Source organism: Streptomyces sp. TOM-9 (assembly GCF_056858595.1).
The window spans coordinates 9,656,712-9,668,888 of sequence record NZ_JBXEQB010000001.1 but is presented as its reverse complement, the minus strand read 5'-3'; the positions used below and the strand labels follow the sequence as shown (position 1 = coordinate 9,668,888).

Below are 12,177 nucleotides of genomic sequence, written 5' to 3'. Positions count from 1 at the left end.
CCTCGGGTCGCGGGGGCAGATTGCCGAGGCAGCCCAGTACGTTGACGCCTTCTGCGACCTCGGTGCCCTGTTCGCCGAGAACCAGGTGCGAACCGTCCCACACGCAGTGAAGGCCCGGTGGATACCGGGCCTTCACGTATGAGTAGCGGGGACAGGATTTGAACCTGCGACCTCTGGGTTATGAGCCCAGCGAGCTACCGAGCTGCTCCACCCCGCGTCGGCACGGTGAACTGTACGGCACCGACCCGGATCGTCCCAATCGGCTTTCGCCTGCGCTCGGACTGAGCCTGATTGCTCATGATCGACCGACATGGCCACTTCTCACCCAATCCGGATTCTGACGTTCCCGCATGAGCCAGTGCTCACGGAATTGCGGACCCTACACAGCGGGCTGACCCGACAGGAACTGGCCGGAGCGTGTTCCAGGTCATGGCCAACTGCGTCGGCGTCACGGAGCTGGAGGTCGGCCCGCATGGCTGGCGCCTCCTGGCCCTCTGCGACGGCGAGGACCTCGCCACGGTGCGGCCATGGAGCGGCGTGACCATCTGACCGGAAGACGGTGCCCGGCACCCCTCGCCCGCATCGGACAGCCCTCTCCCCTGCGGCTGTCGCGCCGGGAAGGGGGCGTCGCCGTCCCGCACCGGCTTGCCCACCGGCCGTGATCAGCGGCAACACCCCCACGTCCTGCCGTCCGGCGGGGGTGGCCTCGCCGACATTGGTAACAGCTGTTACCATCCGGGTATGGCTAAAACCCAACTCGGAGCACGTGTCGACGACGAGGTCGCGGAGATCGCCCGGAAGCGAGCGGCGGACCGTGGGCTGTCGATCGGTGACTACCTGTCCCAGCTCGTTCTGGAGGACGCGAGTGGCCTGCGGGCCTGCGCTATGGGCGCGGCCGAGCGGTTCCTCGCCGAGCACCAGGAACTCTTCGACGAGGCTGAGCAGGGCCAGGACGGGGCGGGGGCGCACGCCGCCTAATGGAACTGCACATCGACGTCCCCTGGATCCTGCAGGTGGCCGAGCTTGCTGGAGCCGGCGATCCGGCGCCCGACGACTACGGTGTGCCGGTCGCGGCGTGCGCGCGGCATCAGGCCGAGCTGCTGGAGCAGCCGGTCTATGACGGGCCGTACGCGCGGGCCGCGGCACTGGTGCACACCCTGGGCCGATGCCGGTGGCTGGAGCGGTCCAACCTCGCCGTCGCAGCCGCCACGGGTGTGATGTACCTCGAGGCGTCGGGGATCTCCGTCAAACCCTCCCATCAGGACGCGGTCGCCCTGCGCGACCTCCTCCTCGACCCCGCCTGCACCGCGAACAAGATCGCCGCTGTGCTGCGGGCCTGGCCGGCGACCTGATGTGAGGTGCTATGGGGAACGACCTCACCCACGAGGACAGCGGCTTCATCAACTTCCGGAACTACACGTTCCAGGATCCTTGGGGGCATGGCTTCCGGTGGGTCGACAGCAAGCATCTACCCCTCCCTACAGGGTCTGCCGACGGTGAGGAACTGCTCGCGGCGCTCATCGAGCATGAACAGTTCCGGGACGACTACGCCGGCGGCGGGGTGCTGCCGGACGGGCCCCGGCAGGGTCCGTACTGGCTGAGGATGATCACCCCTGCTGTCTACGAGAGCGTCGGGCGAGAAGAGGGCGCGGACATCCTCCGTGAGTGGGTGGGCCCGCGTGAGGAGGCGCCCGCCGACCTGGAGGCGGACCTGCAGCGGGAGGTGTTCAACCGCGTGGCTGCGGCGGACCACATCTACTACCTGGGCGAGCTCGGGGACGAGGCCATCCACGTCTGGGGACGGGTGCACGAGGAGTTCCACGAGTTCGTGCTCGTCGACCGATCGGCTGGGCGGCTCACACTGCTGGTCGCGGCCGACGACTGAGCCCGGGGGCTTGCCTTCTCAGCGAGTCACGACGGCCAGGACCGCAGCACCGTGACCACGGTTGCACCGTGCAGTCCTCCCGGCGCAGCTCGTCGACCAGGGCCCCGATCTCTTCCCGGCCCGGCTTCACCGCGCGGCCGGCTGCCTGCAGGTAGGCCACGGTCGCCGGGACCGCGACCGTCATGTTGGAGCATTCCAGCCCTCGCGGGCGGCCCAGCGTGTGGGCGAGTGCTGCCGCGCGGGCGACCGTGCCGTGGTAGACGTCTTGGTCGAAGAGCTGGACCTTGTGCCGGTCGACCGCCGACAGTGGCACGCCGACGTCTTCGGGGTCGTCCTGTCCCGCGTGTCGGGCAACTTCCAGGATCCAGCGGTCCCGCCCGGCCAGAGCCAAGGGGAAGCCCAGCGGGACCGCCCTCTCAGGATGCGTCCAGGCAACAGTCGGGGCACTCTGATTCAGCGAGTCGGGTGGTCGTCCAACCGCCTCCGACGAGCGATAGCCGGCGCGTCCGTGGATCGGGCAAACGCCCTGGAGGCTAAGGCTTCCGGGACTGCTGGGCGCGGCGGCCATAAAGCAGGCCCCTCCGCGTCGCCGCGGAGGGGCCTGTCTCGCGTGCGAGTACCACGTCTGGGGGGGGGGAGACGGGACCCTCAAGCACTCGGAGCAGTATCGCACCCGCCGAACCGAACAGCACGCCTACGAACCCGGGTGTAGCGCGGGCCCGCCCGATGGATGTGTGCGTATGGGGGGTACGCCGGACGTGAAGCTTCCCCTCGATCGTGGACACCTGGAGACTGGGATCTTGAGGTTCCAGAGGAAGTAGCACCAGGTGGGAAGTAAGTACACGAAGCGTTACACCGAGGAGTTCAAGCGGGATGCGATCGCGCTCGTTGATTCCTCGGGCAAGACGGTCACTGCCGTCGCTCGGGAACTCGGCATCAGCTCCGAGTCCCTGCGCGGCTGGTACCGCCGGGCGAAGGCAGACCAGGGCGAGGGCAAGTCCGGTGAGCTGACCAGCGCCGAGCGCGAGGAGCTCAAGCGGCTGCGCAAGGAGGTCCGCGAACAGCAGCAGACGATCGAGATCCTGAAAAAAGCGACGGCCTTCTTCGCGAAGGAGAACGACCGGTGAGCGAGCTGTACCGGTTTATCCACACGGAGAAGGCGAACTATCCGATCATTCTGCTGTGCCGGGTGCTGAAGGTCGCCCGGTCCTCCTACTACGCCTGGTGCGAGGGCGAGGCCGCCCGCCGTGCCAAGCGGGCCGCCGACGACGCACTCGCACACGAGATCACCGTGGTGCACATCGCTTCCCGGCACACCTACGGCGTCCCGCGCATCCACGCCGAACTGCGCCGCCTGGGCCGACGGGTGAACCGCAAGCGCGTCGCCCGCGTGATGCGTGAACGCGACATCCGCGGCGTCACCCGGCGCAGACGGCGTTCGCTGACCCGGCCGGACGCGAAAGCGAAGCCGGCCCCGGACCTGATCGGCCGCGACTTTCATGCCGAACGCCCCGGGACCAAGCTGGTCGGCGACATCACTTACCTGCCCACCGCCGAGGGCTGGCTCTACCTCGCCTGCTGGCTGGACCTGGCCACCCGCGAAGTCGTCGGCTACGCCATGGCCGACCACCACCGCGCCGAGCTGGTGGTCGACGCTCTCGACATGGCGCACGGCCGAGGCGGACTCGAGCCCGGCTGCGTGGTCCACAGCGATCGCGGCAGCGAATACACCTCGACCCAATTCCGTGAGCGCATAGGGAGGTTGGGGCTGCGGCAGAGCTGCGGACGCACCGGATCATGCTTCGACAACGCCGCCGCGGAGAGCTTCTGGGCCCTGCTCAAGGAAGAGATCGGCACCCGCACCTGGCCCGACCGGGCCACCGCCCGCGCCGAGGTCTTCTCCTTCATCGAGACCTTCTACAACCGCCGCCGCCTACGCAAGCACCGCACGTTCGGCTACCTCACCCCGGCCGAGACCAGGCAACGTCAGCAGCACACGCTCGCGGCATAACGATCACGTGTCCGAGATCACGGGGAAACTTCACCTCCGACCAGCCGCCAGCGCGCCATGGAGCGCCGATCTGCTGCCTAGCTAGAGCCGCGGCAGCCGGTCGCCGGGAGTGGGCGAGATCCCCTCTTCCAGCCAGTGAAGGTAGACCCGCAGGTCCGTCGCAAGCCCGTCCTCGATGTACGCCGTGTAGTCGGCGACGGCGACGGCAAGGCCCTGTCCGGCCCAGTCCGCCTCCTCCCAGCGGCGTTCCCCAGCCGACAGGTACGAGGTGATCCGGCCGCGCTCGCGCCACCACTCCCGGACGGACTCGACGGTCCAATGTGCGTCGCCGTCGCAGGCGTACCCGAGGACGGGGTCCTGGTCCGCCGCTTCGACGAGCCGCGCCAGCTCGTCCGGCGTCCGGGGTTGCCGGTAGACGTACTCCGTCATGTACTCGCCCCCGTAGAGGACGTGACAGGGCGCGTGCAGGCGGCCCGTCCAGCAGTTGTCGGTCTCGGCGCCGTAGAAAGGGCCGGGAACGTTGAGCCACATGCGGTCCTCCCAACGCCCGCGGAACGCCATACGGTCGTCGCCGAGAAGTGGGACGGGGTCGAAGTAGAGGGTCATCCGCCGACTCTAGCTAGAGCTGGATACTCCGACGTTGGTCGTAGAGCGCCCATGCGCGCCCGGTGATGAGGACGACCGCTGACGCAGCCAGGCCGACCTCGGTGATTCGGCCCAGGCGGGCTTCCCACGACGCATGTTCCGACATGGCCGGAGGTTAGCGAGTCGGAGGTTGGAGGAGCCAGGCAGTTTTCTGCACGCGACGACCCCTGACTGCGCGCCTCAGGCAAGAGCCACAGCGTCCAGGAGGTGGGGTCCGTTGTTGCGGACGCTGTTGACCGCCGTGCCGACGGGGCGGGCGGCCAGGTGGCCGTCGGCTGGCGCGGTCAGGAGCGCGCGGAGTTCGTCGACGTCCTGGTGCTCGGGATCAAGCCAGGTGTCGTAGTCGGCGGCCGCGATGGTCAGTGGCATCCGGGGGTGGACCCGCCCGGCGGCGTCGGTGGCCTCGGTGGTGATGATCGTGCAGGTGGCCAGCCAGGCGCCGGGATCGTCGTCACCGGCGACTTCTTTGTTGCGCCACCACTCGTACAGGCCCGCGAAGGCCATCCCCTGCCCGGAGTCCTCGGGACTGATGAAGTACGGCTGCTTGTAGGCCTTCCGTTCCTTGGTCGCCGGGACCGGGACCCACTCGTAGAAGCCGTCGGCTGGCAGAAGACAGCGGCGTTTGGCGAAGGCGCGGCGGTAGGCCGGCTTCTCGTGGACGGTCTCCATCCGGGCGTTGATCATTTTGGAGCCGATCGACACGTCCTTGGCCCACGAAGGGACCAGCCCCCACCGCAGCGGCCGTAGCTGCCGCTCCAGCGCGCCGGTGTCCCGGTCGACACCCTCCATGACAGCCGCCACCTGGTTGGTAGGGGCCACGTTCCAGTTCGGCGCCACGAGGGCTTCGGGGTTCCAGTCGGTGACCCGGAACTGCTTGACCAGGTCGTCGGGGCGTCGGGTGGAGACATAGCGGCCGCACATGCCGACCAGCCTGCCACGCCGCCCAGCGGTAGCTATGCCGGGCCTGGTCTGGCGCTGTCACCTGCACGTTTCTGCGTTCACCCGTGAGGGTGGATCCACGGTGTGCCGCTGGCTCTCATTCGAAAATGTGTGCGAATATGGGTGTGAGGGAGGCGGTGACTATGGACGAGGATGCCTGTCGCGCCGAGCAGGGCGCGCATGTTCTACATGTGCGGGTGGCGGACCGCCGGCTTCCCGAGCCCACCTACCGGGAGCTGCTCGCGCTGCTGGGGGATGTCACGCCGGTGGTGCAGCCGCTGCCGCCGACTGCGGCGCTCGCCGACGTCGCCGGCGCCACGCGGTACTGGGACCGCACCCCCTACGAGCTGGCAGTACGGATCAGGACCCGCGCGCTCGGAGCGCTGGGACTTCCCGTCCAGGTGGGTGTGGCCAGCTCCTGGGCGGTGGCGGCGATGGCATCCGCCCGCCCGGACCGCGGGGGTATCCGCGTCGTCCCGGACGACCATCAGGCCGTGAGGGCCTTCCTTGATCCACTGCCGGTCGGTGAGTTGTACGGGGTCGGCCCAGCGCAGGCCGCCACACTGGAGCGCTATGGCCTGCGCACCGTCGGGCAGGTGGCGCGCGTGCCGCTGGCAACCCTCCAGCGAGTCCTCGAGGGCCGGGCGACAGCACGACTGGTGCACGAGCGTGCGCGTGGCATCGATCCACGGCCGGTGGTCGCCACGGCCCTGACGCAGAGCATCAGCATCCAGCGGGGCCTGGACGCCGACACGCTCGACCCGAGCGTGATCGGCCGGGAGGTCCTGCACGCCGCGGTCGATGTCGCGCACCAGCTGCGCGAGCGCGGCCAGGTCGCCCGCGTGCTCACCCTCGCGGTGGCGTTCGCCGGCGGCAGGAGCGTCAGCCGGTCCAAGACGCTCCCCGAAAGCACGGCCTACAGCGATGATCTGCGCCTCGCCGCGGCGGAATTGTTCGAGCGCATGGGGCTTCAGCGGGCCCGGGTTCGCGGCATCTCGGTTCGTGTCGAGCAACTCAGCTGCGCCACGGGAGCCTCGGTGCAGCTGAGCCTCGACCCGGAGCGCGAAGCCGGCCACCGCCTGGACCCCGTCGTCGACGCGGTCATCGCCCGCTTCGGCCCGGGCGCTCTCACCTGGGCACCACTCGCTCACCGCCGTCGCAGTGCCTGACCCGAGTGGAGCGACGTGCACGAGGACCTGCCCACCGATCCAGATGAGCTCCGCGTCATCGAGGCCCACCTGGTCCGACTGATCGCCCGAATCCGCGAGCAGCACGACGCACCCGCCCCGCTACACCCAGACCTGCCCGCCGACCGCGCCTGGCTGCGGATCATCGAGGCCCACACAGCAGAACAACTACGCCGCGCTGGCGACCAGGCCTACGAGGTCGAGACCGGCGACCGACCCTGGATCTCGGGCCCCGCCCCCGGCTGGAGACTGCAGCACCTGCCCACCGCCGCCGGTCAGGCACCCCGCGAGATCCTGCACAGGATGGACTGCTGGATCGACAGCGGCGAGGACCTCACCACGGCGGAAGCCTCCCAGCACGCGGCCCGGCCGACGGTGGAGCTGTGCCAGCTGTGCCGCCCGGCCCCCGGGAGCCGCCCGTTACAGACCGAGGCATCTGCCGCCGCCTTGGGTCGGACCACGCGGCGCAGCGCCGAAAAGGAATTCGCAAATTCTCCAGGTTAATTGGATTCGCAAATTCTGGGCTTATCCCGGCTTCCAGCGAGCCCGACCCGGGACCCCATTCGGTGGCGACCTCAACGCACCCGGCGGCACGAGCCAGGTCGCGTGGCCGACCAGCCGGTACGCTCCGGGTGCCACAGAGGGTAGACGTGTGTACTGGGGGAGTGAGTAGATGCGAGGACGGGCGTTCGCTGTCGCCATGGTGGGGCTCTCCATCCTCGGCTTCCTGCTGTCGACCCTCTTGGCGCTTGCAGCCAACGCGGCAACCAACCAGGACCGCTGGCCGGATGTCCTGGACTTGCTGCGTCAGCACGCGTGGCCCTCGGTCGGGATCCTGGCAGGGCTCTCCCTCATCCCCATCATCCTGGTCGTCTGGGCACAGGTTCGTCCTCCGGCCGGCCAGAACGACCCGCCTCCACCGCGGCCCGAGAACGTGCCGGAATGGTTCGTGGGGCGATCCGAGACACGGCAGGCCGTCACCGCCGTCACACGCTGGCGCATCCGGCCTGTCGGTATCACCACCGGCTTCTCAGGGGCCGGCGGCTTCGGGAAAACCACGCTCGCCACCGCGGTGTGCGCCCACTGGCGAGTGCGGCTCTTCTTCCGCCGCCGGATCTACACCGTCCCCATCGGCCGTGACATTCGAGGCCGGGCCGCCATCGCGGCCAAGGTCGCCGAGGTGACCCGGTTCATCACTGGAGATGCCGAAGAGTTCAGCGACCCCGTCCTCGCCGGGCAGCACCTGGGCCGGCTCCTGGACCAGCGACCCCGCATGCTGCTCGTCCTGGACGACGTCTGGGACGACGAACAACTGGCCCCCTTCCGGTACGGCGGCCGCCGCTGCACACGCCTGATCACCACCCGCAACCCGAACCTTTTTCCCGCCGACACCGTACAGATCCTTGTTGACCAGATGTCAGCCGAACAAGCGCGTGCAGTGCTGACCTGGCGCCTCCCGCACATCCCTGCTGATCTGATCGACGACCTGCTGCAGGCGACTGGCCGCTGGGCGCTGTTGCTTCGTCTGGCGAATCGGGTCATTGCCGAACAGATCGCTGCCGGGGCCACCCCGGTCGACGCGCCCCGCACCGTGCTGCAACAACTGCGCGCGCATGGCCCCCGCAGTTGTCGACGACCCTGGCACCGCCTGGAGCCTCGACGATCAACAGGAACGCAACCAGGCCGTCAGAGCCAGCATCGAAGCCGCCACGTCGCTTCTGCCGCTTGGCGGAGCCGACCGCTTCACCGAACTCGCCATCTTCGCCGAAGACGAAGCCATCCCTGTCTCCCTGGTCGCCCTGCTCTGGCAAGCCACAGCAGGGCTCACCGAGACACAAACCCAGGCTCTATGGCGGAAGCTTCGAGACCTATCCCTGATCACCCTGACCCCCAGCCACGGTGGCCGGATCGGCCTCCACGACGTCATCCGGGACTACCTGCGCGCCGACCTCGGCACCGCCGCCCTCACAACGCTACATGCCCGGTTCGCGGACGCCGTCGCCGCAACCCTGGCTCCTGCCGCGCCGCTTACCCCCACGGCCCCAGCCCCCGGCCACGCCTGGTGGGAACTGAGAGACGGATACATGCTGGACCACCTCATCGAGCACCTCCGGGCAGGTGGCCACAACACACAAGCCGAGGCTGTGGCCAGCGACATCCGATGGGTAGAGGCCCGGCTAGTTCAACGAGGGCCCACCGCCCCATGGAGCGACCTCACGCAAATCGATACCCCCCATGCCCGTACGCTGGCCCATTCACTGGCGCAGGCCGCTCATCTCCTCACCCCTGTCGGCTCTGATCGCCTTCTGACCTGCGTGCTTCACGGACGTTTGCAGCATCATCCGCTCTGGCATGAGCAAATCGTCGCTCGCCAAAACGACTCCGCCCGGTGGCCATTGCTAACAGCTCAATGGTCACTGCCCGACCAGCCTGGCCACGCACTCCAACGCGCCCTCACCGGCCACACCGCCTGGGTGCTCTCGGTGGCGATTTCCCCCGACGGCACCTGGCTCGCCACCAGCAGCTACGACCAGACGGTGCGGATCTGGGACCGCGCCACCGCCGCCTGCACTGCCACCCTCACCGGCCACACCGGTGCAGTGACCTCGGTGGCCATCTCCCCCGACAGCACCTGGCTCGCCACCACCAGCAACGACCAGACGGTGCGGATCTGGGGTGCCGGGGGATGGCCCGTCGTCGCCGCCCTTCGCGTCGAAGGGGAGCTTGCGCACTGTACGTGGGGGGCGGACAGTCGCAGTCTGGCTTTGGCGGGAGCACGCGGCGCGTACCTGCTGGAACTTCTCACCTGAAGTGGCGCGTTCGGGTCAGAGCCGGGCGGGTTGGCTGTCCTCGCGCAGGTCCGGGCGCTGCCGCTGGTACTGGCAGGTCGTGGCTGCCTCGGTCAGGACTGGCCGCGGGTTCGGGCTGCCAATGGGACGTTGGCGGAGTGCTCCGGCCAGTGGTGCAAGGGCTGCAGGATTAGGAGGTGAGGCGGAGCGTAAGTTGCCGGAGTTGGCGGCCGGTGGTTGTGATGTCGTATCGGCTCGCGTTACTGAGAGCCGCCTTGGTCAGGGCCTTGCGGCGGTGGAAGTCCCCGCCCAGCTTGTCGAGGGCCACGGCCAGTGAGCGCGGGTCGCCGGGAGCGTAGGGAACGCCGGCGCCCCCGAGGATCTCTCCCACACCGGGAAGATCGGAGTAGGCAACCGGAAGGCCATGGGCCTGGGCCTCAATGAGGACGAGCCCGAAAGCCTCCAGACCCCTGGTGGTGAAGACAAAGGCATCGAAGCTCGGCAGGCGCCGCCACAGTTCGGCGCGGGGCAGGAACGGATCAAAATGGACCCGGTCCCGGAGCCCGAGTGCGTTGGCTCGCTGCTCCAGTTGCTCCCGGAGGCTTCCTTCGCCGATCACGGTCAAGTGGTGCGGCTGATCGGTCAGAGCGAGGGCGTCGATGGCGGTGACCGTGTTCTTGTTGTCGTCCAGTCGACCGGCGTGCACCAACGACAGCGGTCCGGGTCCGGTGGGCAGGTGCTCACATAGCCGGGCATCGCTCAACCGGATGCCCCACGGGATGACGGCGAGCCGATCGGTGTATCGGTATCCGGTGAGACCGTCGATGCGGTCGGCAAGGGCGGAGGTCGGAACCACGATCGCCGCGCTTGCGGCAGCGACCTCAGTCAGGCTCTCGCGCTCCGATGCGTCGCGCTCGGCCGCCATCACCTCAGGGCCGTGGGCGATGGAGACGATCGGGACGTCGCCGGCGGCTCGGGCGAACGCCAGGCTGAGCGCGAACCCGAGGTACTGGGCGTGAATGACATCCGGCTTGACCTTCTCGATGAGCGCACCGACCTCGCGCGTCAACTCATCCACGTAGGGGCCGAAGTCCGAGCCCTGGGGGCGTTTCGTAGTGGACAGGGCGATCAGCTGATCGAACGCAGCTGCCCACGCCTGATCGACCGGCGTCCTGCCCAGGAAGGCCGTGCGGATGTCAGGCATCGTGCCGTAGAGATCGTTGACGAGGATCATGCTCCCGGACGAAGGCGCCGCAGTGCGGTTGATGCCGGTCAGGATGCTCAGGATCTTGCCGGTCATGCGGACACTCCATTCATGGATGACCGCAGGGGCGGAACCGGGGATCGGGCTCCTAGGGCCAGCCCGACTCGCGAGTCATCGATGGCGATCGGCCTGTCGCGCTGACGGGGTGGCGCCCACCACGACGCCAGGTGCGGCATGAAGACGGCCGTGACCTCCTCGGCCGGATGCACGTAGCCCTTACCGTCCAGTTCTGCCGTCCATACCCTGACCGCCGATCGCGGGTAGACGGGATTGACCCCGATCTCCCCCTTGGGGAGGACTCCGTTGAAGGGGGTGGCGATCCCCTCGCTGTTCCAAAAATCCCATGCCTCCAGCGCCTTGGCCTTTTCGAAGACGTGGTAAAGCTGCTGGTAGCGGGGCATGTACCGGATCTCGCGGAAGATCATCTGGCCGATCAGTCCGGGCGCCGCTTCCCGGAGCGTGTCGAGATCGGTGCCCTGGAAGGTGACTGCTGCCGCGTCCTGGGACGGGTGCAGCGCGGTCCGGGCGAACAGGTGCGACAGTCGTCGTCGGACGTACTCGGCGACTCCCGGGGCGAGGGCCGGTTCGATGCCGTCGACGAGCCGGACGAGCCGCTGGTGGCCCGGATTGAAACGGGCCAGGTCGAACAGCTGGTCCATGCCGTCCACGGCGGTGAAAGCGAGGCGTTTGTAGAGCCAGTTGTTCAGCTCTCCCGCCTCGGCGCAGGCCCTGGTCTCCGGAGCCACGGAGTGGAGCATCAGGTATTCGGAGACGACCTCGAAGTACAGGTAGCCGAGGAACGGTACGTCGCTCACGGCGGCCGACAGTTGGTCGATGAACTCGGGTGCCGGCGTGGCGTGGCCGGTGGCGTTCTGCAGCGCGAGGTCGAGGAACGGTGCGGCGGCGCGCAGCCCGGCCAGCACGGTGTGGTCGAGCTGGTCGTTCTCGGCCGGGGTGAGGAAGCTCTGGTAGCGCTGGTAGGTGCGCAGGTGGATGCCGCCGAGGTGCAGGTAGTCGACGCCCTTGGGCGGAATCGGGGCGTCCGGGGTGACCTCAACGATCACGGGCGTGGTGGAGGGTTTGGTCCGCAGCAGGTAGGCGCCGAGGTTGTGGGGACGCAGTCCCTCGCGCTGACTGGTGAGAGGTGCGCAGTACAGGGCCCCGACCAGGCATCCGGTGGAGACGTGCAGCTGCCGGCTGGTGCGGATGGCGTCGATGCTCCTGGTGGTGTGCAGCAGGTACATCGGCCTGCCACTGGCGAGCGCTTCGGTCATGGCGTTGTGCCGGATCAGCCAGCCGTTGGGGGCCGAGCTCAGGTGGTGGCGCCAGTCGCTCTCGCTCTCGGCCAGCGAGGCGGGCATGTGGCGCTGCGCGGGCACGGTGTAGTCCGTGTGGGCGTGTTCCCATTCGGCGCGCAAGAGAACTCCCTGGAGGAAAGGACGGGTCGGCAGCGGGGT

15 protein-coding genes, 1 tRNA gene and 1 pseudogene are annotated in these 12,177 nt (G+C 68.6%); 10 read left to right on the top strand and 7 right to left on the bottom strand.

Annotated elements, in window-relative coordinates; all coding sequences use genetic code 11:
• Positions 1 to 143: 143 nt before the first annotated feature.
• Positions 144 to 217, bottom strand: a tRNA-Met gene (locus AC1VWI_RS44155).
• 200 nt (positions 218 to 417) lie between these two features.
• Between AC1VWI_RS44155 and AC1VWI_RS44150 the strand changes: the two genes are divergently transcribed.
• The 4 genes from AC1VWI_RS44150 to AC1VWI_RS44135 all read left to right on the top strand — a co-directional run bounded on the left by AC1VWI_RS44150 (position 418) and on the right by AC1VWI_RS44135 (position 1,885).
• Positions 418 to 549 (top strand): hypothetical protein, encoded by a 132-nt coding sequence (locus AC1VWI_RS44150; protein WP_499516645.1) that lies wholly within the window; start codon positions 418 to 420, stop codon positions 547 to 549.
• A gap of 192 nt (positions 550 to 741) precedes the next feature.
• Positions 742 to 978: a hypothetical protein gene (locus AC1VWI_RS44145; protein WP_499516644.1), complete on the top strand. Its 237-nt coding sequence runs from the start codon at positions 742 to 744 to the stop codon at positions 976 to 978.
• Positions 978 to 1,352: a fic family toxin-antitoxin system, toxin component gene (locus AC1VWI_RS44140; RefSeq protein WP_499516643.1), complete on the top strand. Its 375-nt coding sequence runs from the start codon at positions 978 to 980 to the stop codon at positions 1,350 to 1,352. The genes AC1VWI_RS44145 and AC1VWI_RS44140 overlap by 1 nt, the downstream gene beginning before the upstream one ends.
• A gap of 11 nt (positions 1,353 to 1,363) precedes the next feature.
• Positions 1,364 to 1,885 carry a hypothetical protein gene (locus AC1VWI_RS44135; protein ID WP_499516642.1) on the top strand — a complete coding sequence of 174 codons (522 nt, stop codon included), beginning with the start codon at positions 1,364 to 1,366 and terminating at the stop codon, positions 1,883 to 1,885.
• On the opposite strand, the gene AC1VWI_RS44130 is transcribed toward AC1VWI_RS44135, so the two are convergent.
• The gene (locus AC1VWI_RS44130; protein ID WP_499516641.1) at positions 1,857 to 2,198 is read right to left on the bottom strand and encodes a hypothetical protein; all 342 of its coding nucleotides are present in this window, start codon (positions 2,196 to 2,198) and stop codon (positions 1,857 to 1,859) included. The genes AC1VWI_RS44135 and AC1VWI_RS44130 overlap by 29 nt on opposite strands.
• A 514-nt stretch (positions 2,199 to 2,712) precedes the next feature.
• Here AC1VWI_RS44130 and AC1VWI_RS44125 point away from each other — a divergent pair.
• Both AC1VWI_RS44125 and AC1VWI_RS44120 read left to right on the top strand, forming a co-directional pair.
• Positions 2,713 to 3,012 carry a transposase gene (locus AC1VWI_RS44125; protein WP_499508795.1) on the top strand — a complete coding sequence of 100 codons (300 nt, stop codon included), beginning with the start codon at positions 2,713 to 2,715 and terminating at the stop codon, positions 3,010 to 3,012.
• Positions 3,009 to 3,896, top strand: a complete 888-nt coding sequence (locus AC1VWI_RS44120; protein WP_499508794.1) for an IS3 family transposase — start codon at positions 3,009 to 3,011, stop codon at positions 3,894 to 3,896. The genes AC1VWI_RS44125 and AC1VWI_RS44120 overlap by 4 nt, the downstream gene beginning before the upstream one ends.
• 81 nt (positions 3,897 to 3,977) lie before the next feature.
• Here the strand turns inward: AC1VWI_RS44120 and AC1VWI_RS44115 are convergent, their stop codons facing one another.
• Both AC1VWI_RS44115 and AC1VWI_RS44110 read right to left on the bottom strand, forming a co-directional pair.
• Positions 3,978 to 4,502, bottom strand: a complete 525-nt coding sequence (locus AC1VWI_RS44115; RefSeq protein WP_499516640.1) for a ferredoxin — start codon at positions 4,500 to 4,502, stop codon at positions 3,978 to 3,980.
• 219 nt (positions 4,503 to 4,721) lie between these two features.
• On the bottom strand, positions 4,722 to 5,462 hold the full coding sequence (locus AC1VWI_RS44110) for an SOS response-associated peptidase (RefSeq protein ID WP_499516639.1): 741 nt from the start codon (positions 5,460 to 5,462) through the stop codon (positions 4,722 to 4,724).
• Between the two features lie 125 nt (positions 5,463 to 5,587).
• On the opposite strand from AC1VWI_RS44110, the gene AC1VWI_RS44105 reads away from it, so the two are divergent.
• The 3 genes and pseudogenes from AC1VWI_RS44105 to AC1VWI_RS44095 form a co-directional block, all read left to right on the top strand.
• A complete protein-coding gene (locus tag AC1VWI_RS44105; protein ID WP_499516638.1) occupies positions 5,588 to 6,649 on the top strand; it encodes a DNA polymerase Y family protein in 1,062 nt (353 codons plus the stop codon).
• 15 nt (positions 6,650 to 6,664) lie between these two features.
• A complete protein-coding gene (locus AC1VWI_RS44100; RefSeq protein ID WP_499516637.1) occupies positions 6,665 to 7,171 on the top strand; it encodes a DUF6233 domain-containing protein in 507 nt (168 codons plus the stop codon).
• A 169-nt stretch (positions 7,172 to 7,340) separates the two neighbouring features.
• Positions 7,341 to 7,985, top strand: a pseudogene (locus tag AC1VWI_RS44095) (NB-ARC domain-containing protein); the annotation flags it as partial.
• Between the two features lie 99 nt (positions 7,986 to 8,084).
• Here AC1VWI_RS44095 and AC1VWI_RS44090 read toward each other — a convergent pair.
• Positions 8,085 to 8,282: a hypothetical protein gene (locus AC1VWI_RS44090; protein WP_499516636.1), complete on the bottom strand. Its 198-nt coding sequence runs from the start codon at positions 8,280 to 8,282 to the stop codon at positions 8,085 to 8,087.
• Here AC1VWI_RS44090 and AC1VWI_RS44085 point away from each other — a divergent pair.
• Positions 8,281 to 9,477 carry a WD40 repeat domain-containing protein gene (locus AC1VWI_RS44085; protein ID WP_499516635.1) on the top strand — a complete coding sequence of 399 codons (1,197 nt, stop codon included), beginning with the start codon at positions 8,281 to 8,283 and terminating at the stop codon, positions 9,475 to 9,477. The genes AC1VWI_RS44090 and AC1VWI_RS44085 overlap by 2 nt on opposite strands.
• Positions 9,478 to 9,646: 169 nt before the next feature.
• On the opposite strand, the gene AC1VWI_RS44080 is transcribed toward AC1VWI_RS44085, so the two are convergent.
• Both AC1VWI_RS44080 and AC1VWI_RS44075 read right to left on the bottom strand, forming a co-directional pair.
• Positions 9,647 to 10,756, bottom strand: coding sequence for a glycosyltransferase family 4 protein (locus tag AC1VWI_RS44080; protein ID WP_499516634.1), 1,110 nt, complete (start codon positions 10,754 to 10,756; stop codon positions 9,647 to 9,649).
• The gene (locus tag AC1VWI_RS44075; protein ID WP_499516633.1) at positions 10,753 to 12,138 is read right to left on the bottom strand and encodes a hypothetical protein; all 1,386 of its coding nucleotides are present in this window, start codon (positions 12,136 to 12,138) and stop codon (positions 10,753 to 10,755) included. Before AC1VWI_RS44075 ends, AC1VWI_RS44080 begins: the two co-directional genes overlap by 4 nt.
• Positions 12,139 to 12,177: the final 39 nt, after the last annotated feature.